The organism is Pseudomonas sp. NY15437, from assembly GCF_048068435.1.
Lineage (GTDB): Bacteria > Pseudomonadota > Gammaproteobacteria > Pseudomonadales > Pseudomonadaceae > Pseudomonas > Pseudomonas nitroreducens_B.
This window is the reverse complement of sequence record NZ_JBLUQC010000003.1, coordinates 303,259-327,123: the sequence shown is the minus strand read 5'-3', so window position 1 is coordinate 327,123 and position 23,865 is coordinate 303,259. Positions and strand designations below refer to the sequence as shown.

Here is a 23,865-nt window from a genome sequence, read left to right as displayed (position 1 = left end):
GTAAGTGCGAATGTCTGCTCTGGAAATCGTCGCGGTGATCGTCAACGTGCTCGGCGTCTGGCTCACCGCCCGTCGCATCCGCTGGTGCTGGCCGGTGAACGTGGTGGCGGTGCTGCTCTACGCCTGGATCTTCTTCAGCGTGAAGCTGTATTCCGACATGCTCCTGCAACTGGTCTTCGTCGTGCTGCAGTTCTACGGCTGGTGGCAATGGAGCCAGGGTGGCAGCGACCACGGCAAGGTGCGCGTCGAACGCCTGCCGCTGGCCACCGCCCTCTCCAGTTGCCTGGCCGGCGCCGTCGGCGCCCTCGCCCTGGGCTGGGCGATGCACGCCCATACCGACGCCGCCCTGCCCTGGCTGGACGCGGCGCTGACCGCCTTCAGCCTGGTGGCCAGCTTCTGGGCCGCGCGCAAGTACGTCGCCAGCTGGTGGCTGTGGATCATCCTCGACGTCGTCTACACCGGGGTGTTCCTCTACAAGGCGCTGTACCTCACCGCCGGGCTCTACGCCGGCTTCGTGGTACTGGCGATCTACGGCCTGCTGGCCTGGCAGCGCGAACTGCACGACGAACCGCCGGCGCTCGCCGCCGGCCATTCCTGAGGGTCGCCATGCTCTACCAGGCCATCCCGCCGCACTACGCGCGCATCCGCGACCAGTTGGCCGCGGACATCGCCCAGAAGCGCTTCCTCGCCGGGCAGAAGCTGCCGCCCGAGCGCGACCTCGCCGAGCGCTTCGACTGCACCCGCGTCACCCTGCGCCAGGCCCTGCAACAGCTGGAAACCGAGGGGCTGATCTACCGCGAGAACCGCCGCGGCTGGTACCTCAGCCCGCCGCGCATCGACTATGACCCGACGCGGCTGGTCAGCTTCATGGACTACGTGCGCCTGCAGGGCCGCGAGCCGCTCACCGAATGCCTGAGCGCCGAGCGCCGCCGGGCCGGTGCCTGGCTCGCGGCGCGGATGAACCTGCCGTCGCCGGACGAGCCGGTCTTCCGTCTGCACCGCCGGCGCCTGATCGACGGCCGCCCGGTGCTGGTGGAAATCAACACCCTGCTCGCCAGCTGGTGCCCGGACCTGCTCGATGCGCGCCTGGATCGCTCGCTGACCACCGTGCTGCGCGAACGCTTCGGCAAGGTGCAGACGCGCTGCACGCTGAACCTGCGCCTGGGCACGGTGAACGACGACCACGCCGAGCTGCTGCAACTCGCCTCCGGCGCGAGCAACCTCGTGCTGGAACGGCTCAATTACGCCGAGGATGGATTGCTGGTGGAATTCGATCAGGAATTCTGGCGGCCGGACGCGGTGTCCGTGGCCGTGCAGGCGGACTTCCCGTCACGGCCGTTATAGCTGAATAAGTAATTACCAAATGCTAATTCAGTATTTCTGGTTCTAACAGGATCGCGGCTAAGGTAGCTCCAACTTCACCGCAACCGGCTTGTCTGCAAGCCTTCTGGAGCCGCCATGGACCGCACCGACAACATCATCGACCTCGCCCGCCACCGCACGCGCCGTCAGGCACGCCGCCAGGCCGAGCTGATGTGGATGCTGTATGCCCAGCGCGCCGGCTACGATGCCTTCCAAATCGTCCAGCAGAGCCGCGACAGCGGCCGCCGCGAGGCCTGAGCCATGGGCCTGTCGCTTTCCACGGAGCTGCCGGCCGTGGAGTTCGACACGACTCCCGGCACTCCCGAAGACCCCATCGGCGAGCGCGTGGCCAGCAACCTGCTGCGCCTGCGCGCCAAGCGCAACCTGTCCCTCGACGGCCTCGCCCGCCTCTGCGGCGTGAGCCGCACCATGCTCGCGCAGATCGAGTCTGGCCGCAGCGTGCCGTCGATCAAGGTGCTCTGCAAGATCGCCCAGGGCCTGAAGGTCTCGGTCGCCGCCTTCCTCGACGACCGCGCCTTCGACGGCGTGGCGGTGCTGCCTGCCCGCGACAGCAAACGCCTGGTCAGCGGCGATGGCGCCTTCGTCAGCCGCGCGCTGTTCCCCTTCGACGTCTCGCGCCAGGTGGAATTCTACGAACTGCGCCTGAAGGGCCTGGCCACCGAACAGTCCACCGGCCACGCGCCCGGCACCCAGGAAAACCTGGTAGTCGCCCAGGGCGTGCTGGAAATCAGCGTCAACGAAGAACGCTTCCTCCTCGGCACCGGCGACTCCATTCTGTTCTACGCCGACCAGCCGCACAGCTACCGCAACCCGGCGGACAGCGAAGCGGTGGCGTACCTGGTGACGACGTACGCGGAGCGCCTGGACTGAGTCGAATGCCGCAAGAAAGCTGACATGAAAAAGGCCCGGTGGGGCAACCCACCGGGCCTTTTCGTTCAGTGCGCCGCGATCAGCAGGTGCAGCACATCATCGGCATGCCGTTGCAGCTCATCATCATCGGCATGCCGCACTCCATCATCTTGTTCATCAGCATGCAGCAGTTCTTGAACATCTCCATGTTCATGTCCTGCATCGGCATCATCTTGCACATCATCATGTCGCCCTGCATGGAGCATTCCATCATGCACTTCATGGTCGGCATACCCATGTTCATGCCCATCATCGGCATCTGCATCATCGGGTTCATCATGCCCATCATCGGCATCATGGCCATGGCGGACTGGGACATGCCCATCATCATCATGTTGCCGCAGTGCATCATCATCGGCATGCCACAGTTCATCATCATCGCCATCATCTCGGCGCTGTTGCGGAACATGGCCATTTCCATGCCCATGGCCGGCTTCATCTTGCACATCATGCCGTCGTCGAGCATCTCGCATTCCATGGTCGCCATCATCATGGGCATGCCCATCATCGGCATCATGGCGTTGGTGTTCATCGGCATCTGCATGGCGTTCATCATGGTGGGGCTCCCTGAATCGATTGGAATGAAGTGCTGCGAATGGGGCCGATTCTAGGAAGTCGCAGCGACGGGACAAGATGGCGGAAGAGCGGCGACTTCTGGCGCCTCTCCTCGCAACTTTCGCTCAATGACGAGTTCGCTGTCCGCCATCCTTTCCTTAATGCCGTTACAGCGCCGAAACGATCATCGCCAAAGTCGTTAACGACACTATGGATATCTCATCCGATGCTTAGCAAAGAACCGTTGTGAATATTGAATCTAACCAGTTCGCAAAAACTTTCATTCCGCCCGGGAACCACGCCCTAGAGCGGCCGGATGCGACCGCACACCGAATAGAAACGGGCATATGGGAATGCGTTTTTAATATTTATGGAAATAACAAACCCCCTTCTATAGTGGCGATCTGGTTCAACTCTCATCACCGCAAGGAAGTCCCATGCTCCGCCAACTGCTCGCCGCCAGCCTCGCCCTGGCGCTGTTCGGCTGCGCCACCCCGCCCGCTCCGTCCGTCCATACCACCGATCCCAGCAGTTCGACCCTCCAGGGCGACCCGACCCGGCCGGCGCAGGCGCAATGGCTGCGCACCGAGCTGTATTTCGCGCTGGGCCAGGAGAACGGCAAGGACAGGATCAGCGAGCAACGCTGGCGGCAGTTCCTCGACCAGGAAGTGACGCCGCGTTTCCCGGACGGCTTCACCGCCTACGACGCCTACGGCCAGTGGCGCGACCACGGCGCACCGACGCCGGAGCGCCTGAGCACCAAGGTGATCGTGATCCTGCACGAAGACAGCGCGGCGCGCGGCAAGGACATCGAGGCGATCCGCCTGGCGTGGAAGCGCATCACCGGCGACCTCTCCGTGCTGCGGCTGTCGCAACCGGCGCAGGTTTCGTTCTGATGTTCCGCGAGTCGCTGCATGACGGTTACGCGCAGGCGCTGACCGTCGACGAGCCGATCTACCAGGGCCACACCGGCCAGCAGGAAGTACAGGTATTCCGCAACCGCCGATTCGGCCGCGTGCTGACGCTGGACGGCGTGGTACAGACCACCGAGGCCGACGAGTTCGTCTACCACGAGATGCTCGCCCATGTGCCGATCCTCGCCCATGGCGCGGTGCGCCGCGTGCTGGTGATCGGCGTGGGCGATGGCGGCATCCTGCGGGAAATCGTCCGCCATGCCGGCATCGAGGAGATCGTCGCGGTGGAGATCGACCCGCAGGTGGTCGCGCTGTGCCGGGACCTGCTGCCGCTGCACTCGGCCGGCGCGCTGGACGACCCACGCCTCACGCTGATCTACGCCGATGGCCTGGAGTACCTGGCGCAGAGCCGCGAGACCTTCGACCTGATCCTCTGCGATTCCACCGACCCGGGCGGCCCGGCGGCCAGCCTGTTCAGCGACGCCTTCTACCGCAACTGCCGGCAGCGCCTGGGCACCGGCGGCATTCTCGCCACGCAGAATGGCGTGCCCTTCCTCCAGCCGGAGGAACTGGGCGGCACGGCGCGGCGGCTGGCGGACAACTTCGCCGACTGGGGCTTCTTCCATGCCGCGGTGCCGACCTACATCGGGGGCAGCATGGCCTTCGGCTGGGCCTCCAACAGCGAGAAAGTGCGGCGCACCGATCTGGATACGCTGCGCCAGCGCTTCGCGAAAAGCGCCCTGGTGACCCGTTACTACACGCCCGAGGTGCACCAGGCCGCGTTCGCCCTGCCGCGCTACATGCTCGACCTGATCGAGGCGGGGCTTCAGCGCGACAGCTGAGGGTTGTCCAGGCGCTGCGGCGTCCAGTCCGGGTCGCGGGCGCGAACCGGGCTGCTGACCTGCAGCACCGCCGTGCCGAAGCGTTTCTGGAAGTCCGCGCCGATCTGCGCCAGCGCCTGGCGGGTGTAGGGGTTGTCGGCGTGGATGAGGATGAGCAGGCGCGACGGCAGCTTCTCCGGCCCGCCGCTGGGCCCGCGCCACTGGCCATGCAGGTCGAGCCAGCTGAGGCCATCGGGGAAGCGCGGCGTCACCTCGCGGGCAAGGAAGTCCTCCCACTGCGACAGCTCCACCGCCTCCAGGTACAGCTCGGTGCGCAGCATGCGCCGGCTGCCGGCTTCACCGCTGGCACTGGCCGCCTCCTCGTTCAGCCACAGCGCGACCAGGGCCGCCAGCAACACGGCCACGGCGCCATTGCGCCAGAGTGTTTTAGCGCGCATCAGGCGCCCTCCTCCGTCCAGCCTTCGGCAGGCACCGCCCGCGGTCGCAGAATCAGCTGCAGCACGGCGCCGAGCGCCAGCACCGCCACGCCCAGCAGCGCGCCCCAGCCCACATAGGCGACGCTGGAATACAGCATGTACAGGCAGACCGCGAGGAAGCCCAGCGGTAGCCATGGGTAGAGCGGCACGCGGATCGGCCGGGGCACCTCCGGGTGGCGGCGGCGCAGGACGATCAGCGCCACGCTGCTCAGGCTGAGGAACAGCCAGTACACCGGGGTCATGTATTCGACCATGGTGTTGAAGCCGTGGCCGCTCCAGCCTCCGACCGCGATCAGCAGCAGCGCCACCACGCCTTCGGCCAGCAACGCGGCGCGCGGCACGCCGTGGCGCACGTCCCAGCGGCCAAGCACGCCGAGGGCGGGAACGTCGCGCGCGGCAGCAAAGGTGGTGCGGCTGCCGACGATCAGCGTGGAATTGATGCTGGCGACGGCGGACACCACCACCACCGCCATGATCAGGCCGATGCCCGGCGCGCCAAAGGCCAACCCCAGCAGCTCCAGCGCCGGCGCGCCGCTGGCGGCCAGGCCGTCGAAGCCCAGGCCGCGGATGAAGGCCCAGTTCAGCGCCAGGTAGATCAGTAGCAAGGCGGCCAGCGCACCGAGCATGGCGGTGAAGATGCCCCGGCGGTTGTCGCGCAGCTCCGCCGACAGCGTTGCGGCATCGCTCCAGCCGCCGAAGGCGAGGAACACGTAGATCAGCGCGGCGGAGAAACCGGCGACGCCCACCTGCTCCGGCTCCACCGGCGCCACGGGGAGCGGCACGAAGCCGCGCCACTCCAGCCACAGCCCGGCGCCGACGATGCCGAGGAAACCGGTGGCCACCAGGGCGACCAGCCCGGCCTGGGTGCCGAGGCTGACCCGCCAGCCGATCAGGTTGAGCGCCACCAGTGCGGCGACCAGCGCGCCCGCCAGCAGCACGTTGCCGAGCTGGCCGAGGCCAAGCAGGGCGCTGAAGTGGTCGGCGAAAAGGAAGGCCATCAAGGCGATCCAGCCGGTGTGCAGGATGGCGAAGCGCGACCAGGCAAAGAGGAAGCCCACCCGCTGGCCATAGGCACGCTCGAGGAAGTGGTAGTCGCCGCCGGGATGGGCGAAGGCCGAGGCCATCTCCACGTAGCACAGCGCACCGACCATGGACAGCAGGCCGCCAAGCACCCACACCCCGTAGAAGTATTCCTGCCCGACGTTGAGCGCCACGGTGGGCGCGGTTTTCAGGATGTCACTGGTGATCACCATGCCCAGCGTCAGCAGCAGCGCGTGGACCGCGCCCAGGTGCCGGCGCGGGCCGGCCGGCTTGTCAGCGGCGAAGTTGTCAGCCATGAGTCGGCTCCGCAAAGGTAGCCGGGCCGCCGTGCGGCCCGGTTGCAACGACAGCGATCAGAACGAATAGCTCGCGCGGGCGTAGTAGTAGGCGCCGTTGGAGCCGATCGGCGAGAGCACGTCGTACGGCAGGTTGCCGCCGTAGTTGATCTCGGAGCTGGAACGTTCCGGATAGTTGTCGGTGAGGTTGTTGCCGCCCACCGCCAAGCTGAACTGCGGGGTGAACTTGTAGGCCACCTCGGCATCCAGCTGCCACACCGCGCCGTAGGTCTGCTCCGGGTGGTAGCCATCGCCGAAGTCGAACACGCGGGTGGTCTCGCCCTGCCGGGTCAGGCGGCCGAGCAGGTTCCACTGCGCATCGCTCCAGGTGGTGGTGAGGATGAAGCGATCCTTGGGCGCCGCATCGGTGAGGGTGTTGCGTTCCTCCACGCCCACCAGCGCGTCTTCGCCGATGCCCAGGTCGGAGAGTTGCTGCGGCGTGCCCTTGGTGCTGCGCACCTTGGTGTGGTTGTAGGTGTACGCGGTGGTCACGCCCAGTTGCCCGCCGACGAAGGGCTGGTGGTAGTTGAGCACCAGCTCGGCGCCGTCGGTGCGGGTGTCGGCGGCGTTGGTGAAGAAGTTCACGTCATGCACGCCGGCCACGCCGAAGTTGTCCTGGATGAACTGCTCCATGGCGTCGCTGCCGATGCGCTGGGACAGGGTGATGCGGTCGTCGACGTCGATGCGGAACACGTCGAAGGACAGGTCGAAGCGATCGTTCAGTTGCGCGGTCAGGCCCAGGCTGAAGTTCTTCGAGGTTTCCGGGTCGAGCTTCTCGGCGCCCAGCGCGCGGGCGATCGGGTCGTTCACCGAGAGCACGCGGATGTCGGTGAGCGTGCCGCCGTCGCCGAAGTTGCTGGTGGTGTTCTGGAAGCCCACCTGGGCCAGCGACGGCGCGCGGAAGTTGGTGGACGCCGCGCCGCGCAAAGCCAGCACCGGGGTCAGCTGGTAGCGTCCGCTGAGCTTGCCGGTGAGCTTGCTGCCGGCATCGTCGTAGCGCTCCCAGCGCGCGGCAGCATCGACGAAGAACTGGTCGGTGAGGTCGCCCGAGAGGTCCACGTAGGTGCCGAAGACGTTGCGGTCGATGTCCACCTCTTCGCTGGGTCGCAGGCCGCTCGCGCCATCCGCGCCGACGCCGTAGTACGACGCGGGGTCGCCGGCGGTGGTGATGTAGTTCTCGTAGCGGTACTCGCCGCCCAGGGCCAGCACGAAGGGCCGCCCGGCCAGGCTCAGCTCGCGGCTGAGGTCGAGGTTGGCGACGCTCTGGCGCAGCTCGTAGTCGCCGGTGTCGAAGCGGGTCGGCGTGTCGTCGCCCAGGGACGGGTTGAGGGTGCGCCGGGTGGAGGATTCGAAGCGGTTGCGACCGTGGGTGACGCTGGCGTCGTAGTCCCAGGTGTCGGCGATCAGGCCCTTGTAGCCAAGGGTGGCGGAGAGGTCGGTGTTGTCGCCCAGGGATTGCGGCAGGTAGCCGTTGGGGTAGATCTCCGGGTGCTCGTCCGGGTAGCGGTAGAACTCCGCGCCGGTGGTGTGACGCTCGTTGTACAGGCCGAAGGAGTAAAGCTTGCCGCCGCCCAGGGCGAGGTCGCCGTTGAACCAGGCGTTGACGTCGCGGGCCAGGCCATCGCCCATCACGTAGTTGCGCTGCCCGGGGGTATCGGCGAAGCCGTCGTAGCCGGCGCGGTTGGTCGGCTCGCGGTTGATGAACTCGGCGCCGCCACGGATGAAGCCATCCTCGCCCAGGCGGGTACCGGCCTTGGCGGCGGTATAGGAGTTCTGCCCGTCGGTGGTGGTCTTGTCGATGGCGTCCTGGTGGGTGTGGTAGGCGCCGTAGCTGGTGGTCACTTCGCCGCCTTCCGGGGCGTCGTCGAGAATGATGTTGATCACCCCGGCGATGGCGTCGGAGCCGTACTGCGCGCCGGCGCCGTCGCGCAGCACTTCGATGCGCTTGATGGCGCTGATGGGGATCGAGTTGAAGTCCACCGGGGCGGTGCCGCGGCCGATCTTCGAGGAGTCGTTGACCAGCGCGGAGGTGTGCTGGCGCTTGCCGTTGATCAGCACCAGCACCTGGTCCGGGCTCATGCCGCGCAGCTGCGCGGCGCGCACATGGTCGGCGCCGCCGGAGTTGGACTGGCGCGGGAAGTTGAAGGACGGCAGCAGCGTCGCCAGGGCCTGGCCCAGCTCGCCGCCGACGGCGCCGGTGGACTTGAGGTCGTCGGCGGTGAGCACGTCCACCGGCACCGGCGAATCCAGCAGCGTGCGGTTGTTGCCGCGGGTGCCGGTGACCAGCACGGTCTCCAGCTTGGTGGTGGCTTCGGGGGCCGACGAACTGTCGTCGGCGTGCGCGGCGGACTGGGCGATGGCAGCGGCCACCGCAACGGCAATGAGGGAACGGGATAACACGCGACGTACTCCTGTCTCGCTTAAAGAGCGCCACTCGCCGTTGGCGGCGAGTCCGGAACTCCGCTGATGGTTTCTTCTGATGGGCTCGAGCGGTTGGTGTCGGAAGTCCGGAAACCGCGAGCGACTGTTCCCCTCAGGCGGGCGAAAACAGTGCTCGGGAAAGCGCTCCAGGTGTCGGGGCCGGTCTCTCTTCGTGATGAGCGAAAAGGCGCGGCTTCTCGGTATCGCCGGTCATCCCTGACCAGATGGGGAAGGCGTCATCCTAGCTAGTGGCAGAATGCTTTTAAACGAATAAAAAATGCTTTGGTTATAACCAGTTACCAGTGTTTCCAGCGCAACAGTGGCTACTGTTCCTGCAGCAACAGCGCGGCGTTCAATCGAACGCCTTGCGGGTCCATTCGTCCTCGGGGATAGCCAGCGCCTCGCCGGAAAAACGCTCCTCGCGGAACGGGTTCGCCTCATTGTGGAAGCCGTTGCGCTCCCAGAAACCCGGACGGTCGCTGTCGCTGAACTGCAACTCGCGCAGCCATTTCGCGCTCTTCCAGAAGTAGCGCCCGGCCACCACCAGCCGCAACGGCCAGCCATGCACCGGGGTCAGCGGCGCGCCGGCATAGTGCGTGGCGAGCAGGCTGTCCGGGCGCAGCAGGTCCGGCAGCGGCAGGTTGGTCTCGTAGTCGTGGTCGGCGTAGGCCATGACGAACTGCCCGGCCGGCGCCACGCCGTAGTGCGCGAACAGGTCGGCCAGGTGCACGCCGCGCCAGGCGGTGTCGAACTTGGACCAGCGCGTGACGCAATGGATATCGCAGACCAGCTCGCGCTGCGGCAGCGCCAGCAGGTCGTCCAGGCTCAGCTCCAGCGCCTGCGCCGGCTCTTGCGACAACAGCCCGGAGAGGCGCAGGCGCCACGTCGCGCGGTCGTATTGCGGGACCTCGCCTTCATGGAGGATCGGGAAGCGCTCGGTCAGCACCTGCCCCGGCGGCAGGCGCTCGCCATGACGCGGGTCGCCGGCCGGCGAGCGGGCTTTCTTCAGGCGCCGGGCCTTGTCGTGCGTGCTGTTCGCGGCCATTGCAGCGTCCTCAGTTGGCCAGCGGGATCCACGGCGCCTGCGCCACCTTCTGCGCCTCGCCGAAGGCCGGCACCTTGCGCGCCAGGTCGCGGACGTTCTTCACGTCCAGGTCGAGCAATTGTTGGCGGGTGATCAGGGTCGGCGGGACCAGCACCTGCTCGCCCGGATTCTGCCCGGCGATGCGCAGCGCCAGGCTGCGCACGCTGATGGCGCCCGCCACTTCCGGGTTGACCGCGGCGGTGGCGCTCCAGGCGCTGCCCTCCTCCTTCATGATCTGGATGTCGGCGGTGGAAATATCGGCGCTGTAGATCTTCACCTGCTTTCCCCGCCCGGCTTCGTCCACGGCGATCTTCACGCCCTTGGCGAACTCGTCGAAGGGCGCGAAGAACACGGTGATGCCGGGGTTGGCGCGCAGTACGGCACTGGCCTGGTCGGCCACCGAGTTGGCGATCGGCGCATTGAGCGTGCCGAAGCGCGCCTTCTCGACGATGCCGGGGTTCTCGGCCTTTACCTGGCGCCAGATTTCATCGCGGCGCTCCATGGGCGTGAAGCCGTCGATGTACACGTAGCCGGCCTCGAACGCGGTGCCGTTGTCCTGCAGCACCTGCTTGAGCGCCAGACGCGCCAGCTCGCGGTGATCCTGCTCGACGCGGGTGATGCGCGGATCGTTCACGTCGACGTCGAAGGTGACCACCTTGATGCCCTTGGCCAGCGCCTTGTCGATGGAGTCCTTGAGGGTCTCGGCGAGGCCGAGCTGGACGATGATGCCATCCACGCCCAGGTCGATGGCCTGCTCCAGCATCTCGCGCTGGGTGGCCGCCTGTTGCCGGGCGTCGAACACGCGCAGCTTCACATCCAGGGCGTTGGCCTGTTTCTCGACGCCGCGCAGGTAGGCCTCGGGGAAGTCACCGGAGAACAGGTAGCCGACCAGGGCGATCTGCACGCCGCCCTTGTCGAAGGGTGCGGGGGCGCCGGGCAGCCCGGCGGCTACGGCGCTGGCGGCGCCGGACAGCAACAGCACGGCGGCGAACAGCGCGCGCAGGGATTTGGCGGGGGTGAATGTCATCCGTTGAATCTCCGAAAAGTAGCGATCAGCGCCCGCGCCGGGCCAGACCGAAGGTGAACATCAGGGCCGAGACCAGCACCGCGCCCTTGACGAAATCCTGGGCGTAGTACGGCGCGTTGAGCATGGTCAGGCCGTTGAGCAGGGTCGCCACCAGCACCGCGCCGACCAGGGTGCCGAAGGCGTTGGGCTTCTGCGCACCGAGCACGGCGAAACCGATCAGCGCAGCGCCGAGGGCATCGAGCACCAGACCGTTGCCGGAGCTCACGTCGCCGCGCCCCAGGCGCGCCGCCAGCAGCAACCCGCCCAGCGAAGCGAGCAGCGCCGAGAGCACGTAGGCCAGCAGCTTGTAGCGTTCCACGGCCGCACCGGCCAGGCGCGCAGCCTGCTCGTTGCCGCCGATGGCATAGAACAGCCGCCCAGGCCGCGTGCGCTCGAGGAACAGCCAGACCAGCAGCGCGCAGCCGAGCATGATCACCACGGGCACCGGGACGCGGTCCCACAGCTGGGCGCGGCCCAGGGCGAGGAACCAGCCGGCGAAGGCCCCCGGCGCTTCGTCGCCATTGGGCAGGGTCATGCCGACGGCGATGGACCGGCCACCGGTGGGAATCAGTTGCACGCCGACCACCAGGAACATGCTGCCCAGGGTGGCGAGGATGTCCGGCACGCGCATGCGCACGATCAGCCAGCCGTTGAGCAACCCGACCAGGGTCCCAAGGCCCAGGCTGATGAGGATCGCCGCCAGCGGACCCCAGTCCAGCACCACCATGACGTAGCTGGCGGTCATCAGGCTCAGCGCGGCGACCGCGCCGATGGACAGGTCCAGCCCGCCCACGGCCATGCTCAGGGTCACGCCCAGGGCGAGCAGCGCGACGATGGACACCGATTGCAGCACCAGGAACAGGTTGCCGACCCGCAGGAAGGCCGGCTCCAGCAGGGCGAACACCAGCACCAGCAAGGCCAGCAGCAACAGCAGCGCGTAATGGATGAGGAAGTCGAGCAAGCGGGCGACGGGCGAGGTCGCCGGGCTGCCCACGGCAGTTCTAGACACGCACGGCTCCTTTTTCAGACATGCGAAGTTTCTTCTCGAGCGGGATGGGGCGGGGTGAGATGGGCGACGATCTCGCTGCGCTGCAGGTCGTGCCGGGGCAGTTCGGCAACCACCGCGCCGTCGCGCACGACGAGGATGCGGTCGGCGATTTCCAGGGCTTCGTCCGGGTCGCTGCAGATCACCAGCGTGGCGCGGGCGGCGGCACTGGCACGGATGCGCTGGCCGATGTCGCGGCGGGCGCGCACGTCAACGCCCTGGAAGGGTTCGTCGAGGATCAGCGCGCGGCCCCGCCCCAGCAGCCAGCGGGCGAGAATCACCTTCTGCTGGTTGCCGCCGGAAAGCAGTTCCAGCGGGGCTTCGATGCCGGGGCCCTTGATGCCGAGCGCGTCGATCTGCTCGGCAACCTGGGTTCGCTCGCGGCTGCGGTCGATGAAGCCGAAGCGGCTGAAGCGGCGCAGGAACGGCAACGTCATGCTGGCGCGCACCGAGAAGCCCGGCACCCGCGAGTTGCGCGCACGGTCCTCGGCCGCAAAGAACACGCCGGCGGCAATCGCTTCGCGTGGCGTGCGGGGCAGCCAGTCGCGGCCATCGAGGCGGATCGAGCCGGCGTGGTGCCGGCGCAGGCCGAACAGCACCTCGGCGATCTCGCTCTTGCCGGCGCCAAGCAGGCCGGTCAACGCGACCACCTCGCCTGCGTGCAGGTCCAGGTCGAAGGCAGCGCTGTGTTCTTCAAGCTGCCAGTCACGCAGGGACAGGACGCACCCGCCGCGCTGCAGCGGCTGCAGCTGCACCTCGTCCAGCGCGGCGCCGAGCATGGACTCCACCGCGGCGGAAAGATCCAGCGGCGCGGAAAACTCGCCCACCAGGCGGCCATCGCGCAGCACCAGCGCTCGGTCCGCCAGGCGCTGCAGGTCCGACAGCCGATGGGAGATGTAAAGGATCGCCACGCCACGCTCGCGCAGGCGGTCGACGAGGTGGAACAGACGCTCCGCCTCGGCAGTCGACAACGATGCGGTGGGTTCGTCGAGAATCAGCAGGCGCGGATTCAGGGCGAGCGCGCGGGAGAGGATCACCAGTTGCCGTTCCGCGGTACCGAGGGTTTCGATGGGAGCGTGCAGCGGCAACTGCAGCTCCAGGCCGGCAGCGATTTCAGCAGCGCGCTCGAGCGCTTCTCGCGGACGGAATAACAGCGAGCCGGAGGCGCCGCAGAGTTCGTCCAGCAGGAGGTTTTCCGCGACGCTCAGGCCGGGCACCACGCCCTGCTCCACCTGCTGGTGCACCGCAACGATGCCATGGCGGCGGGCGTCCTGGGGCGAGGTGAAACGGACCTCCTCGCCATCGATGGACAAACGCCCGGTATCGTGGCCATGGGAGCCGGCGATGATCTTCACCAGCGTCGACTTCCCCGCACCGTTGGCGCCGAGCAGGGCAAGGACTTCGCCGGAACGAATCTCCAGGTCGAGATCAATCAACACTCGGTTTTCGGCAAAGGACTTGCCGACGCCCTCGAGGCGGAAGAATGCGGTGGCGGCGGACTGGGCGGACATGGGGCTCTCGAAACGCGGCAGGTGCGAAAGCGCCGTATCAGAGCTTCGCCGTTGGACTGAGCGGCGATTCTTTTATAATCTCAAATCATGCATCAACTTATTTTTAATATCGTTTATGCATATGCTAACAACCGTCCGCTCATGGCACAGGCCACTGTCCGCCCAGCAACAGCCGCTGGGAAAACGGCTGACGCGGCGCCGGTCCGGCGGTTAGCATCCATGGCATTCAACCCACTAGGTGAGAACACGAGATGGCGAACGATACCTACACTCCACCCCGCGTCTGGACATGGGACAAGAGCAACGGCGGCGCCTTCGCCAGCATCAACCGTCCCATCGCCGGCCCGACCCACGACAAGCAGCTGCCGCGCGGCAAGCACCCGCTGCAACTGTATTCGCTGGCAACGCCCAACGGCGTGAAGGTCACCATCCTGCTCGAGGAACTGCTGGAGCTGGGTGTGAGCGCCGCCGAGTACGACGCCTGGCCGATCAGGATCAGCGACGGCGACCAGTTCGGCAGCGGCTTCGTCGAGATCAACCCGAACTCGAAGATCCCCGCCCTGCTGGACACCAGCGTCGAGCCTGCGCTGCGCATCTTCGAATCCGGCTCGATCCTGGTGTACCTCGCGGAGAAGTTCGGCCACTTCCTGCCCAAGGACCTGGCCAAGCGCACCGAGACGCTGAACTGGCTGTTCTGGCAGATGGGCAGTGCGCCTTTCCTGGGCGGCGGCTTCGGCCATTTCTACGCCTACGCGCCGGAGAAGTACGAGTACCCGATCAACCGCTACGCCATGGAGGTCAAGCGCCAGCTCGACGTGCTCGACCGGCAATTGGCCGAGAACCGCTACATCGCCGGCGACGAATACAGCATCGCCGACATGGCGATCTGGCCCTGGTACGGCGCGCTGCTGAACAACCAGGCCTATGAGGCGGCGGAGTTCCTCGACGTGGAGAGCTACACCCATGTCCGCCGCTGGACCGACGAAATCGGCGCACGCCCGGCCGTACAGCGTGGCCGCCGGGTCAACCGTACCTGGGGCGACGACGCCTTGCCGGAACGGCACAGCGCGGAGGATTTCACCCGCTGATTGCCCCGCGCGACGTCGCCCTGCCGACGGATCGCGGGCGCGGCCCGCTGCCGGCGTAGGAGCGGACCTTGTCCGCGACATCCATCGCGGAGGGCGGCGACCCCGCAGGAGTGCCCGGCGCATTGCGCCTGCGTAGGAGCGGACTCCGTCCGCGATAGGCCGGAGATCGGCTTCCGCCGCGTAAGATTTCGCGGAAAAGGTCCGCTCCTACGAAAAGCAAAAAACCGGAGCCCCTTTCGAGGCTCCGGTTTTCATTTCGGCGGACGCTTATTTGCCAGCGGTCAGCGCGTTGTAGCTGGTGATCAGGTTGCGGTAGTCCGGGATGTGGTTGGAGCACAGCGCGGCCAGGCCTTCGATGTCGTTGCGCCAGTCGCGGTGCAGCTCACAGGCCACGCCGAACCAGGTCATCAGCTGCGCACCGGCCGCTTCCATGCGGCGCCAGGCGGCGTCGCGGGTCATCTCGTTGAAGGTGCCGGAGGCATCCGCCACCACGAACACATCGAAACCTTCCGCCAGAGCCGCCAGCGCGGGGAACGCTACGCAGACCTCGGTCACCACGCCGGCGATGATCAGTTGCTTCTTGCCGGTGGCCTTCACCGCCTTGACGAAGTCTTCGTTGTCCCATGCGTTGATCTGGCCAGGGCGGGCAATGTACGGCGCGTCCGGGAACTGGGCTTTCAGCTCGGGCACCAGCGGGCCGTTGGGGCCGGTTTCGAAGCTGGTGGTAAGGATGGTCGGCAGGTTGAAGAACTTGGCCAGGTCGCCCAGGGCCAGCACGTTGTTCTTGAACTTATCCGGATCGATGTCGCGCACCAGCGAGAGCAGGCCGGCCTGGTGGTCGACCAGCAGTACGGCGGCGTTGTCTTTGTCCAGGCGGTTGTAGGTGGCGTTGGTCATGGTGAAATCCTCGATTTGCTTTCAGTGGGTGCCGGCCGGGCCGGAAGGTTTGGACTCGTCGTGCAGTGCGTCACTGCATGGAGCAAAGATTAATTTCGACACCCTTGCTCCACCAGACGGCAAAATTTGCTTGTAGCGTTCCATTTTCAGAACGATCACAACACGGTATGGCAGGAAGAACTATCCGGCGTGTCGCCAGGTGGATTCGCCTGTCTCGTCGAAGAAGCGTCGCTGCCAGCCCAGGGGGGTGATGCCCTCGATGCGGTAGAAGATCCGGCAGAAATGCGCCTGGTCGCAGAAGCCGCATTGCAGGCCGATCTCCGCCAGGGCGAAGGTCGATTCGCGCATCAGCTGCTTGGCCTTTTCCACCCGCTGGAGTCGCATCCAGGCCTGGGGCGAATGGCCGGTGGTGACCTTGAACTTTCGGGTGAAGTCGCTGCGCGACAGCGCGCAGGCCGCGGCCAGTTCGCTCACCGAGATGCCCGTATCCAGGTGTTTGAGCAGCAGGCCCTGGGCGCGCTCCTTCTGCCAGGGAGCCAGGTCGCGCTTGGGGGCCTCCCCTGGAATCTGGCCGATAAGTCTGTGCAGCATGCTCGTCCCTCCCCTGCGGTCTGCCGCCATTTTTCGTGGGTGCAGGTGTGCCGGCGAGTTAAAGCTGGTTAAACCGCATTAACCCGGCAGCGGGGAAAACACCAATCGGGCGACCACGAACAGCACCTCCCCCGGCATACGCGGCGAAGCGATAACCCCTTGCGGAGAACCGCCACGCCTTGCCAGGCGTGGCTTGCAGCGCGAAGGCGCGGCGTCGGCCGGCAATGCCGCAGGGCCTTGGGCGTTAATCGTTATTAAGCTCGCCACCGACGCAGCCCCGCAGGGCGCAGGGTGGCCCAACACCGTACCGTCGATTACCCTGATTCCTGTTCAATGATGACAAGCCAATCGACCAGAGAGTCGATGGACATGCCACCGGGGCTGTCACCCGGGCGGCGCGGAACCTGCCCCCAGCGTGCGAAAACGAACCTGACGATGATTCCCGAGCCCATCGCGGCAGCCGAGACCGTGCTTCACTTCGGTCCCTACCAGATCTACCCCGCATCCCGCGTGATCCACGACGCCGGCCGCCCGCTGCGCCTTGGCCAGCGCGCGCTGGATATCCTGCTGGCCTTGCTGGAGCGCGCCGGCCAGGTGGTCAGCAAACGTGAGTTGCTGGCCCGCGCCTGGCCCGGACAGGACGTCGACGAGGGCAACCTGCGCGTCCACATGACCGCCCTGCGCAAGGCCTTGGGCGACGGCCAGAACGGTCGGCGCTACATCGTCACCGTGGCGTTGCGCGGCTACAGCTTCGTCGAGCCGATCACCCGCTCAGCGCAGTCGGCGCCGATGCCCGATGGCGGCCAGGCGGCTGACCACAACCTGCCGCCCCGGCGCACTCGCCTGCTCGGCCGCGAGGCGGAGCTGCAACGGCTGCTGGCCGAGTTGCCGCGCAGCCGCTGCATCAGCCTGGTGGGCTGCGGCGGCATCGGCAAGACCAGCCTCGCCCTGCAGGCCGCGGAGCGTTCCATCGGCCGCTACCCCCACGGCATCCGCCTGCTCGACCTCACCCAACTGCAGGACCCGCGCCCATTGAACAGCACCCTCGCCGGCGCCCTGGGCATTCCGGGGCTGGCGGGCGAATCGCTGGAGCGCATCTGCCGCCAGGTCGCTGACCGGCAGATGCTGCTGGTCATCGACAACTGCGAGCACCTGATCGAGGCTGCCGCGCACCTGGTGGAGTGCCTGCTGAGCCACGCGCCGCACCTCCACATCATCGCCACCAGCCGGGAAAGCCTGCGCGCCACCGGCGAGCACATCCTGCCGCTGCGGCCGCTGGGCTGCCCGCCGGCGCAGGTGGGCAGCGTCGAGGACGCCCTCGCCTACCCCGCCGTGGCGCTGCTCATCGAGCGCACCCGCGAAAGCCACGACGATTTCGAGTTCCGCCCCGAGGACCTGCCGCGGGTCAGCGAGATCTGTCGCCGCCTGGAGGGCATCCCCCTGGCCCTGGAACTGGCCGCCGGCCATCTGGGCCAGGCCGACGGCAGCATCGATGCACTGCTGCTGGGTGGGTACCTGGACCTGCCGCTGCAGTCGGAGGCATCGCCCAAGCGCCATGAACACCTGCGCGCAATGCTCGACTGGAGCTACACGCTGCTGCGCCCGGCGGAACGATCCTGCCTGCGCCGACTCAGCGTGTTTCGCGGCAGCTTCTCGCTCGACTCCGTCGCTGCCGTGCTCGGGCAGCCGGCGGACCTCGCCGGCGCCTTCGTACTGGTGAACCACCTGGCCGCCAAATCGTTGCTGAGCACCGAGATCCGCGGCGACGATGTCACCTACCGCCTGCTCGAACCGACGCGCCTCTACGCGCTGGAGAAACTCGAGGCCGCCGGTGAACTGCACGACGCCCGCGAACGCCATCTGCAGCTCTGCCAGAGCATCATGGAGGCTGCGCAGAACGAGTGGGAACGCTCAGCCTCCCAGGGCTGGCTGCAGCGCCATGCGCCCTGGCTGGCGGACGTCCGCGCCGCGCTCGACTGGGGCCTGGACGCCGAGGTCCGGCATACCCGGGCGATCCACCTGGCCGCCTGCTCGTCGCCGCTGTGGCAGGAGTTGTCGCTGCTACACGAGTACGGCCCGTATGTGAGCGCCGCGCTCGGCCTGCTCAGCGCCGAGTCCGCCTCGTCGCTGCCACTGGCCATGCGCCTGGAGTTGGCGCTGGGCAACACCACCTACCACGATGTGCGCAACCGCCAGGCCGACGAAGCCTTCCAGAACGCCCGCTTCCTGGCGCAGCAGATCGGCGACGTCAACGGCGAACTCACTGCGCTGTCCGGAGGCCTGGCGGTGCTGCTGTGGTCCGGCCAGTACCAGAAGGCGGCCGAGCAGAGCCGGTATTTCGATGCGCTCAGCAGCGGCCACGGCGACCTGTTGGACACCAGCGCCCTGCGCCTGAAGGTACTGGCGCTGCATTACTCGGGCGACCAGTTGCAGGCCCAGGCCGTCGGCGACGAGGTGCTGCAGCGCCTGCGCCAACAGCGCCAGGCCAACCGCTTCGCACCCTGCCTGGGCGTGCAGTACGACCAGCAGGTCGCCTCCCTCGCCGCCCAGGCGCGCACGTTGTGGCTGCGCGGGTTGCCGGAGCAGGCCGAGCGCATGGCCGCCCACGCCCTCGAACTGGCCTGCGAGATTGACCACAGCGCCTCCATCGCCTACAGCCTCGCTGTCGCCGGCTGCGTCATCGCCTTCTACAACGGCGAATTCGGCAAGGCGCGCCAGCGCGTGGGGCAGATGATCGACGTCGCCGAGCGTCACCGCGTGCCGCTGTTCACCGACTGGGCGCGGCACTATGCCTGGGCCATGGGCTTCGACGAATCGGCCGGCGCCACGGCCCCCGCCGTCGGCCTGGTGCGCGACATCGTGCAGACCCTCGGTGGCCGCACGCTGCCTGTGGACCAGGCCCAGCTAATGCGCGCACGAACCGGCGCGGCTGGCTGGTGCGCCGCGGAAATCCTGCGCAACCAGGCCGTGGCGCTGGTCGAGCGCGGCGACCACGAATCCCTGCTCAGCGCCGAAACCCTGCTCACCCGCGCGCTGGCGTTGGCGCAGGAACAAGGCGCGCTGGCCTGGGAGCTGCGCGCGGCGACCAGCCTGGCGCAGCTGTGGATCGCACAAGGCAAGCTGGCCCCGGCGCGGCAGTTGCTGGCGCCGGTGTATCGACGCTTCACCGAGGGCTTCGATTCGCCGGACCAGCAGCGGGCTCGGCGTTGCCTGGAGGCGTGCGGCCACTGACGTCGGTGCGCGCCGCATGAACGCGAGTGACAGAGCGGAGGCATCGTGGCGGGGCGAGCGCTCTGCCCCGCTCCTCTCCCTGTAGGAGCGCGCCATGCGCGCGATCGCGGGCATGGCCCGCTCCTACATATTGCTTGCGCCGGGACGGACGTTATCCGCGCATCCCAGCGCATGCCTAACAGCAACCACTCCCGCACAACTTCAAAAACCCGGCGAGCGCGCCAGGTTGCCAGCGCGCCGGGTCAGGCCCAGGCGCAGACGGATGCGCTACTGCGGCTGCACGTTGACCGCCACGGCCGAGGTCACCCGCATCACCAATTGGCGGCCGACGTATTCAGGCTTCATCACCACGTCCGGACGGACCTTGACGGTGTGCTGGCTGCCGTCGGCGAACTGCAGGGTCGCGGTGCGCGTGGCGGCGTCCAGGGATTTGACCGTGGCGGTGATCTCCACCGAATCGGCGGCGAGCATGCCCGGCTTGTTGCCCGGCTGCGCAGTAGCCAGCAGGCCGGCCGCGCCGTTGCCGGCGGCCTGGCCCGGTTCGCGCAGGTAGACGAGGCGCTCCAGCGCGACGATGGCGCGGACGCGGTCGCCGACCTTGAGCTGGTCGAAATTGCGCATTTCCGGCGGGGCCTGGAGGGTACGGCTGTTGCCGTGGTCATCCGTGAGGGTGAAGGTGCGCTTGGCACGGTCGACGGCGGTGACGCTGGCCTGCATCTCCTCCGTCTCGGTCATCGCGCCGCCGGGCACGCCCTTGGCAACCGATTCGGTGCTGTCGTACTGGTAGCTCAGCTCATCGTTCTTCTGGCTTTGGCAGCCGACCAGCACGCCAGCGGCGAGGGACAGGCAGATCCAACGGGACACACTCATCAGGCGACTCCTTGCATCAGGGTGTTGGCAAACGGGTTCAGGCGGCAGGAAAGGCCGTTGCCTCACGGCAGCGCTGTCGCTCCGAGCGTAGCAGTTGCCCGGCTATCCGCCGTGCGGCGCGTCGCGCCCTGGCGCATCAGTACTTGATGTCGCGCGCGGTCTCGCGCCCCTGTTGCTTGGTCTGGCGTTTGTCCTGGCGGCACTGGGCGTTGTACTGCTGGTCGGCGGCGCGGCAGTCCTGCTTGGTCTGGCGGGCGTCCTGGCGGGTTTCCTGACGCACGTCGCGCGCCTGGCGACGCTGGTTGCCCTGCTCCGTCGCCCAGGTGGTACCGGCCGAGGCGACGAGGAAGGCCGCCGCCAGAATCGCAGTGAAGAGGGAACGGCGCATGGCATTACCTCCTGCAACGCAGGGATCGGGATTATCCAGTACAGCCGATTTCCCGCCGGCCTGCCGCTGGCCGCGCGGGGTGGTTCGACGAAAGGCACTGCCGGCTGCGGCTGTGCGCCAGGGGCGCCACGCAGCCGACTGCGCAGGTCAGTGATCGCGCACCAGCAGCACCGGGCGCCTGCTGGAATGCAGCACCCCTTCGGCCACGCTGCCCAGCATCAGCCGGTGAACGCCGCGGCGGCTATGGGTACCCATGACGATGGCATCGGCCTTGACCGCCTCGGCCTCGGCCTCGATGCGGTCGGCCACCTCCTCCCCGGTGGTTTCCAGGCTGACCCGCTGGTAGGTGGCGGGCACGGCGTACTCGGCGACCACGTTGCGCGCCTTGTCCAGAATCTCGTCGGCGGCCTTGAGGGCGGCGGCGTAGAGCGCCTCGGCATCGTAGTACTTGGCGTAATACGGCATGTGCCCCAGCGGGCGGTCGACGATGGTGATGACGTGCAGTTCGCCGCCGCTCATGCGGACCAGCCGCGCGCTTTCGGCCAGGGCGCGGAAGGAAACGTCGCTGCCGTCCACGGCGGCCAGTACGTGCTCGTACATGATGTGCTCCTCGTTGGTTGGGCAGTACAACCTTAACCGCCGAACAGGGAAACCCCCTTGTGCCGCGTCAATGGATGCGCGCCGTCGCGGCTCACTGGGCCAGGGCCGCGCCGTCCTCGCGACAGGCGGACGGGCTTCGCCCGGTCCAGCGTTTGAAGGCCCGGCGGAAACCGCGCACGTCGCTGTAGCCCAGCGCCTCGGCGATGCGCTCGATGGGCATCTCCGGGTTGTTCAGCAGGCTCATGGCGCGGGCGCGGCGCACCTGTTCCTGCAAGGCGTCGAAGGTCATGCCGTGCTCGCTCAGGCGACGGCGCAGGGTGCGGCTGCTCATGTTCAGCTCGCCGGCGACCTTGTCGATCGGGCTGCCGTGGGCCAGGTCGCGGGCGATGGCGCGCTCCACCGCATCCAGCAGGTCGGTCTTGTGCTGCACCTGGGCGGCTTCCATCTCCAGTAGGTTGAGCGCCTGGCGCAAGGCGACCGGGTGGTGGCTGGGCAGTTGCACGTCCAGCCAGTGGCTGGCGATGGCCACGCGGTTGTGCAGGCAGCCGAACCGCAGGTCGGGCCCGAGCAGACGCCGGTACTCGGCCTCGTAGACCGGCGCGGCATGGGTGAACTCGAAGCGCAGCGGCTGGAACTGCGGGCCGATCAGGCTGCGGTTGTAGACCAGCAGGCTGGCGAAGAACTCCTCCACGGCGAACACCTGGATGTCCGCGTAGGGCAGCCGGCACTCGACCTCGATGAAGCTTTCCTGCGGCCCCTCCACCAGGCTGCACAGGGCGATGCCGCCGGTGGTGTGCTGGAAGCGCCGGCCGACCTCGAAGGCGTCGCGCAGGGTCCGGCACAGGGAGAGCACGTGCCCCAGCAGGCCGAGGGTGCCGAGCACGTTGCGGTGCCCGACCCACAGGCCCAGGCCGCGGTCGGGAATCGCCGCCAGCGCACGCTGGATCATCGCCACCGTCTGCCGGTACGAGACGCGCTGCGCCGGGTCCTGCAGTTCCTCGACGGTGAAGCCCAGCCCACGGCACAGGCGTTCGCCGCTTACGCCCTGGTCGCTGGCGACCTCGGCGAGGGTCTGCAGGAGAAAAGGCGAAACCAGGGCCTGGTCGAATGGCGCATCGATGCTTGTGCTGGGCATGTAGGCTGCTCTCGATCGGGGGCGCCCGCGGTTGTTGTTATGTGGCAGGCACGCGATGGCCGCATCATAACGCGTTCGCAGGCCCGCCAAGAGCGGGCGTAACAGAATATTTCAACCACCTCGCCAGGCCCCGCGCCAGAGCGACCCGCAGGCCGCCGACGGCCCCCGCGTCAGTGCCCCGCCACAGGGCCGCTCAGCTGTAGACCGGCCACTGCTCGACGATACGGCCCCCGCGCACCGCCAGCAGATCGCCGAACTGCAGCAGGATCGACTCGGACTGGGTGGGGCGCAGGAACACCTGGTCGTCCACCGCCAGGCCCACGGCGCTGGAGCCGTTGACCATCTCCTGGTTCGAGCTGCGCCCGTACAGGCCGTTGAACTGCAGGCCCCGGGGCGATTCGGGTTCGGCCATCCAGTTGCCGCCGTAGACGAAGAAGGTCTCGCGCAGGTTCGGGTCCCACCAGGAAAGCACTTTCGACCGGTCGTCCAGGGCCGGAATCCGCACCGGGCCGGTGCTCTTGATCACCGGCGTGGCGATGAAGGCTGCAGGCTGGTGCTCCACCAGCGAGGGCAGGTCGTAATGGGTCGGCTTGACCAGCGCCGAGCCCACCGATACCTCGGTGCTGGTGCGCTCGTGCTCATGCATCCGGTAGCTCGGGCTGCCAGCGGTGTTGAGCGTCAGCCCCGGGTTCCACAGCGGCGCATGGCGGGTGCGGGCGTAATCGACGAAGCCGTCATAGAGCGTCATCACCCTGGCGAACAGCTCGTCCGAGGAGGCCAGGACCTCGGGTACGCCCATGCCGACGAAGGGGTCGTAGCCCATGAAGCCGGCGAACTCCAGGTGCTGCGGGTTGGCGCCGATGATCCGGAGCATCCGGTCCAGGGTGTCGTGGTCGGCCACCCCGCCGCGGTGCAGGCCGACGTCCAGCTCGATATTGATCCGCAGCCGGGTGTTACGCCCCTGGGCCAACGCCAGGTATTGCTGCAGGCGCTCGGGGGTATCGAGCAGCCATTGCAGTTGGCGGGTCGGGTCGAACGGGCCGCGCAGGTTATCGTAGAACTGCTGCGCCGAGCCCACCGGCAGCGGCTTGCCCAGCAGCAGATCGGCATCGGGGAAGCGCTCGGCATCGTGGTTGAGGAACGGCTGGTGGAACGACATCATCCGCCGGGTGCCGGCACGCCTGGCGATGTAGTCGAGCAACTGCGGCGACGGCAGGGACTTCTCCACCACGCGCAAGTGCTTGCCGGTGCGGGCCACCGACTGCATCACTACGTCGACGTTGTGGTCCAGGCGGTCGAGGTCGATCAGCATCACCGGGCGCATCGGCCCGTGCTCGCGCAGCTCGCGGTTGAGCCGGGCGAAGTAGTCGTCGTACGGGGCGCCATGGTCGCCCGGGCGCATCCAGGCGCCGAAACCGGCTAGCAACACGCCCGCCCCGGCCGCGCCAACGATGAACGTGCGTCGTTTCATGCTCTGTGCTTC

23 protein-coding genes are annotated in these 23,865 nt (G+C 67.5%); 8 read left to right on the top strand and 15 right to left on the bottom strand.

Annotation, left to right across the window (positions count from 1 at the left end; translation table 11 throughout):
* Positions 1 to 10: 10 nt before the first annotated feature.
* The 4 genes from pnuC (at position 11) to ACNFIA_RS08965 (ending at position 2,253) form a co-directional block, all read left to right on the top strand.
* The gene (gene pnuC / locus ACNFIA_RS08980; RefSeq protein ID WP_416784185.1) at positions 11 to 598 is read left to right on the top strand and encodes a nicotinamide riboside transporter PnuC; all 588 of its coding nucleotides are present in this window, start codon (positions 11 to 13) and stop codon (positions 596 to 598) included.
* 8 nt (positions 599 to 606) lie between these two features.
* Positions 607 to 1,344 carry a UTRA domain-containing protein gene (locus ACNFIA_RS08975; protein WP_416784183.1) on the top strand — a complete coding sequence of 246 codons (738 nt, stop codon included), beginning with the start codon at positions 607 to 609 and terminating at the stop codon, positions 1,342 to 1,344.
* Between the two features lie 114 nt (positions 1,345 to 1,458).
* A complete protein-coding gene (locus ACNFIA_RS08970; protein ID WP_017519129.1) occupies positions 1,459 to 1,620 on the top strand; it encodes a hypothetical protein in 162 nt (53 codons plus the stop codon).
* Between the two features lie 3 nt (positions 1,621 to 1,623).
* Positions 1,624 to 2,253: a helix-turn-helix domain-containing protein gene (locus ACNFIA_RS08965; RefSeq protein WP_259755513.1), complete on the top strand. Its 630-nt coding sequence runs from the start codon at positions 1,624 to 1,626 to the stop codon at positions 2,251 to 2,253.
* A 79-nt stretch (positions 2,254 to 2,332) separates the two neighbouring features.
* Here the strand turns inward: ACNFIA_RS08965 and ACNFIA_RS08960 are convergent, their stop codons facing one another.
* Entirely contained in the window at positions 2,333 to 2,848 is a 516-nt protein-coding gene (locus tag ACNFIA_RS08960) for a hypothetical protein (RefSeq protein ID WP_416784180.1), read from the bottom strand.
* Positions 2,849 to 3,284: 436 nt separating this feature from the next.
* Between ACNFIA_RS08960 and ACNFIA_RS08955 the strand changes: the two genes are divergently transcribed.
* Positions 3,285 to 3,743 carry a DUF3574 domain-containing protein gene (locus ACNFIA_RS08955; protein WP_416784178.1) on the top strand — a complete coding sequence of 153 codons (459 nt, stop codon included), beginning with the start codon at positions 3,285 to 3,287 and terminating at the stop codon, positions 3,741 to 3,743.
* On the top strand, positions 3,743 to 4,603 hold the full coding sequence (gene speE / locus ACNFIA_RS08950; RefSeq protein ID WP_416784176.1) for a polyamine aminopropyltransferase: 861 nt from the start codon (positions 3,743 to 3,745) through the stop codon (positions 4,601 to 4,603). The genes ACNFIA_RS08955 and speE overlap by 1 nt, the downstream gene beginning before the upstream one ends.
* Here speE and ACNFIA_RS08945 read toward each other — a convergent pair.
* From ACNFIA_RS08945 to ACNFIA_RS08915, 7 genes are all read right to left on the bottom strand, one after another.
* Positions 4,588 to 5,040, bottom strand: coding sequence for a DUF3574 domain-containing protein (locus ACNFIA_RS08945; protein WP_416784174.1), 453 nt, complete (start codon positions 5,038 to 5,040; stop codon positions 4,588 to 4,590). The two genes, speE and ACNFIA_RS08945, sit on opposite strands and share 16 nt — an antisense overlap.
* Positions 5,040 to 6,416 (bottom strand): APC family permease, encoded by a 1,377-nt coding sequence (locus ACNFIA_RS08940; protein ID WP_416784172.1) that lies wholly within the window; start codon positions 6,414 to 6,416, stop codon positions 5,040 to 5,042. The genes ACNFIA_RS08945 and ACNFIA_RS08940 overlap by 1 nt, the downstream gene beginning before the upstream one ends.
* A gap of 57 nt (positions 6,417 to 6,473) precedes the next feature.
* Positions 6,474 to 8,855 (bottom strand): TonB-dependent receptor plug domain-containing protein, encoded by a 2,382-nt coding sequence (locus ACNFIA_RS08935; protein WP_416784170.1) that lies wholly within the window; start codon positions 8,853 to 8,855, stop codon positions 6,474 to 6,476.
* Between the two features lie 373 nt (positions 8,856 to 9,228).
* A complete protein-coding gene (locus tag ACNFIA_RS08930) occupies positions 9,229 to 9,921 on the bottom strand; it encodes a sulfite oxidase-like oxidoreductase (protein WP_416784168.1) in 693 nt (230 codons plus the stop codon).
* Between the two features lie 10 nt (positions 9,922 to 9,931).
* A complete protein-coding gene (locus tag ACNFIA_RS08925; RefSeq protein ID WP_416784166.1) occupies positions 9,932 to 10,987 on the bottom strand; it encodes a substrate-binding domain-containing protein in 1,056 nt (351 codons plus the stop codon).
* 25 nt (positions 10,988 to 11,012) lie between these two features.
* Positions 11,013 to 12,035: an ABC transporter permease gene (locus ACNFIA_RS08920; RefSeq protein WP_259755523.1), complete on the bottom strand. Its 1,023-nt coding sequence runs from the start codon at positions 12,033 to 12,035 to the stop codon at positions 11,013 to 11,015.
* Positions 12,036 to 12,049: 14 nt separating this feature from the next.
* Positions 12,050 to 13,582 (bottom strand): sugar ABC transporter ATP-binding protein, encoded by a 1,533-nt coding sequence (locus ACNFIA_RS08915; protein WP_416784164.1) that lies wholly within the window; start codon positions 13,580 to 13,582, stop codon positions 12,050 to 12,052.
* A gap of 251 nt (positions 13,583 to 13,833) precedes the next feature.
* On the opposite strand from ACNFIA_RS08915, the gene yghU reads away from it, so the two are divergent.
* On the top strand, positions 13,834 to 14,670 hold the full coding sequence (yghU, locus tag ACNFIA_RS08910; protein ID WP_416784162.1) for a glutathione-dependent disulfide-bond oxidoreductase: 837 nt from the start codon (positions 13,834 to 13,836) through the stop codon (positions 14,668 to 14,670).
* A 267-nt stretch (positions 14,671 to 14,937) separates the two neighbouring features.
* Here yghU and ycaC read toward each other — a convergent pair whose 3' ends face one another.
* Positions 14,938 to 15,567: an isochorismate family cysteine hydrolase YcaC gene (gene ycaC, locus ACNFIA_RS08905; RefSeq protein ID WP_024767455.1), complete on the bottom strand. Its 630-nt coding sequence runs from the start codon at positions 15,565 to 15,567 to the stop codon at positions 14,938 to 14,940.
* A 180-nt stretch (positions 15,568 to 15,747) separates the two neighbouring features.
* Positions 15,748 to 16,158, bottom strand: a complete 411-nt coding sequence (locus ACNFIA_RS08900) for a helix-turn-helix domain-containing protein (protein ID WP_416784160.1) — start codon at positions 16,156 to 16,158, stop codon at positions 15,748 to 15,750.
* A 435-nt stretch (positions 16,159 to 16,593) separates the two neighbouring features.
* Here ACNFIA_RS08900 and ACNFIA_RS08895 point away from each other — a divergent pair, with 435 nt between their 5' ends.
* Positions 16,594 to 19,389 carry an ATP-binding protein gene (locus ACNFIA_RS08895; protein WP_416784158.1) on the top strand — a complete coding sequence of 932 codons (2,796 nt, stop codon included), beginning with the start codon at positions 16,594 to 16,596 and terminating at the stop codon, positions 19,387 to 19,389.
* A gap of 267 nt (positions 19,390 to 19,656) precedes the next feature.
* Here ACNFIA_RS08895 and ACNFIA_RS08890 read toward each other — a convergent pair whose 3' ends face one another.
* The 5 genes from ACNFIA_RS08890 to ACNFIA_RS08870 form a co-directional block, all read right to left on the bottom strand.
* Positions 19,657 to 20,259, bottom strand: coding sequence for a hypothetical protein (locus ACNFIA_RS08890; protein WP_416784156.1), 603 nt, complete (start codon positions 20,257 to 20,259; stop codon positions 19,657 to 19,659).
* A gap of 136 nt (positions 20,260 to 20,395) precedes the next feature.
* Positions 20,396 to 20,647 carry a hypothetical protein gene (locus ACNFIA_RS08885; RefSeq protein WP_416784154.1) on the bottom strand — a complete coding sequence of 84 codons (252 nt, stop codon included), beginning with the start codon at positions 20,645 to 20,647 and terminating at the stop codon, positions 20,396 to 20,398.
* A 147-nt stretch (positions 20,648 to 20,794) separates the two neighbouring features.
* Complete coding sequence (locus tag ACNFIA_RS08880) at positions 20,795 to 21,247, bottom strand: universal stress protein (RefSeq protein ID WP_259755533.1); 453 nt, start codon at positions 21,245 to 21,247, stop codon at positions 20,795 to 20,797.
* Positions 21,248 to 21,338: 91 nt separating this feature from the next.
* Positions 21,339 to 22,382 carry an AraC family transcriptional regulator gene (locus tag ACNFIA_RS08875; RefSeq protein ID WP_259755535.1) on the bottom strand — a complete coding sequence of 348 codons (1,044 nt, stop codon included), beginning with the start codon at positions 22,380 to 22,382 and terminating at the stop codon, positions 21,339 to 21,341.
* Between the two features lie 193 nt (positions 22,383 to 22,575).
* Positions 22,576 to 23,853, bottom strand: a complete 1,278-nt coding sequence (locus tag ACNFIA_RS08870; protein ID WP_416784151.1) for a DSD1 family PLP-dependent enzyme — start codon at positions 23,851 to 23,853, stop codon at positions 22,576 to 22,578.
* Positions 23,854 to 23,865 lie beyond the last annotated feature (12 nt).

What these genes read in the sequence shown, in the direction of transcription:
- pnuC (WP_416784185.1), top strand. Translation starts at nt 11, where the DNA reads ATGTCTGCTCTGGAAATCGTCGCGGTGATCGTCAACGTGCTCGGCGTC.
- ACNFIA_RS08975 (WP_416784183.1), top strand. Translation starts at nt 607, where the DNA reads ATGCTCTACCAGGCCATCCCGCCGCACTACGCGCGCATCCGCGACCAG.
- ACNFIA_RS08970 (WP_017519129.1), top strand. Translation starts at nt 1,459, where the DNA reads ATGGACCGCACCGACAACATCATCGACCTCGCCCGCCACCGCACGCGC.
- ACNFIA_RS08965 (WP_259755513.1), top strand. Translation starts at nt 1,624, where the DNA reads ATGGGCCTGTCGCTTTCCACGGAGCTGCCGGCCGTGGAGTTCGACACG.
- ACNFIA_RS08960 (WP_416784180.1), bottom strand. Translation starts at nt 2,848, where the DNA reads ATGATGAACGCCATGCAGATGCCGATGAACACCAACGCCATGATGCCG.
- ACNFIA_RS08955 (WP_416784178.1), top strand. Translation starts at nt 3,285, where the DNA reads ATGCTCCGCCAACTGCTCGCCGCCAGCCTCGCCCTGGCGCTGTTCGGC.
- speE (WP_416784176.1), top strand. Translation starts at nt 3,743, where the DNA reads ATGTTCCGCGAGTCGCTGCATGACGGTTACGCGCAGGCGCTGACCGTC.
- ACNFIA_RS08945 (WP_416784174.1), bottom strand. Translation starts at nt 5,040, where the DNA reads ATGCGCGCTAAAACACTCTGGCGCAATGGCGCCGTGGCCGTGTTGCTG.
- ACNFIA_RS08940 (WP_416784172.1), bottom strand. Translation starts at nt 6,416, where the DNA reads ATGGCTGACAACTTCGCCGCTGACAAGCCGGCCGGCCCGCGCCGGCAC.
- ACNFIA_RS08930 (WP_416784168.1), bottom strand. Translation starts at nt 9,921, where the DNA reads ATGGCCGCGAACAGCACGCACGACAAGGCCCGGCGCCTGAAGAAAGCC.
- ACNFIA_RS08925 (WP_416784166.1), bottom strand. Translation starts at nt 10,987, where the DNA reads ATGACATTCACCCCCGCCAAATCCCTGCGCGCGCTGTTCGCCGCCGTG.
- ACNFIA_RS08915 (WP_416784164.1), bottom strand. Translation starts at nt 13,582, where the DNA reads ATGTCCGCCCAGTCCGCCGCCACCGCATTCTTCCGCCTCGAGGGCGTC.
- yghU (WP_416784162.1), top strand. Translation starts at nt 13,834, where the DNA reads ATGGCGAACGATACCTACACTCCACCCCGCGTCTGGACATGGGACAAG.
- ycaC (WP_024767455.1), bottom strand. Translation starts at nt 15,567, where the DNA reads ATGACCAACGCCACCTACAACCGCCTGGACAAAGACAACGCCGCCGTA.
- ACNFIA_RS08900 (WP_416784160.1), bottom strand. Translation starts at nt 16,158, where the DNA reads ATGCTGCACAGACTTATCGGCCAGATTCCAGGGGAGGCCCCCAAGCGC.
- ACNFIA_RS08895 (WP_416784158.1), top strand. Translation starts at nt 16,594, where the DNA reads ATGATTCCCGAGCCCATCGCGGCAGCCGAGACCGTGCTTCACTTCGGT.
- ACNFIA_RS08890 (WP_416784156.1), bottom strand. Translation starts at nt 20,259, where the DNA reads ATGAGTGTGTCCCGTTGGATCTGCCTGTCCCTCGCCGCTGGCGTGCTG.
- ACNFIA_RS08885 (WP_416784154.1), bottom strand. Translation starts at nt 20,647, where the DNA reads ATGCGCCGTTCCCTCTTCACTGCGATTCTGGCGGCGGCCTTCCTCGTC.
- ACNFIA_RS08880 (WP_259755533.1), bottom strand. Translation starts at nt 21,247, where the DNA reads ATGTACGAGCACGTACTGGCCGCCGTGGACGGCAGCGACGTTTCCTTC.
- ACNFIA_RS08875 (WP_259755535.1), bottom strand. Translation starts at nt 22,382, where the DNA reads ATGCCCAGCACAAGCATCGATGCGCCATTCGACCAGGCCCTGGTTTCG.
- ACNFIA_RS08870 (WP_416784151.1), bottom strand. Translation starts at nt 23,853, where the DNA reads ATGAAACGACGCACGTTCATCGTTGGCGCGGCCGGGGCGGGCGTGTTG.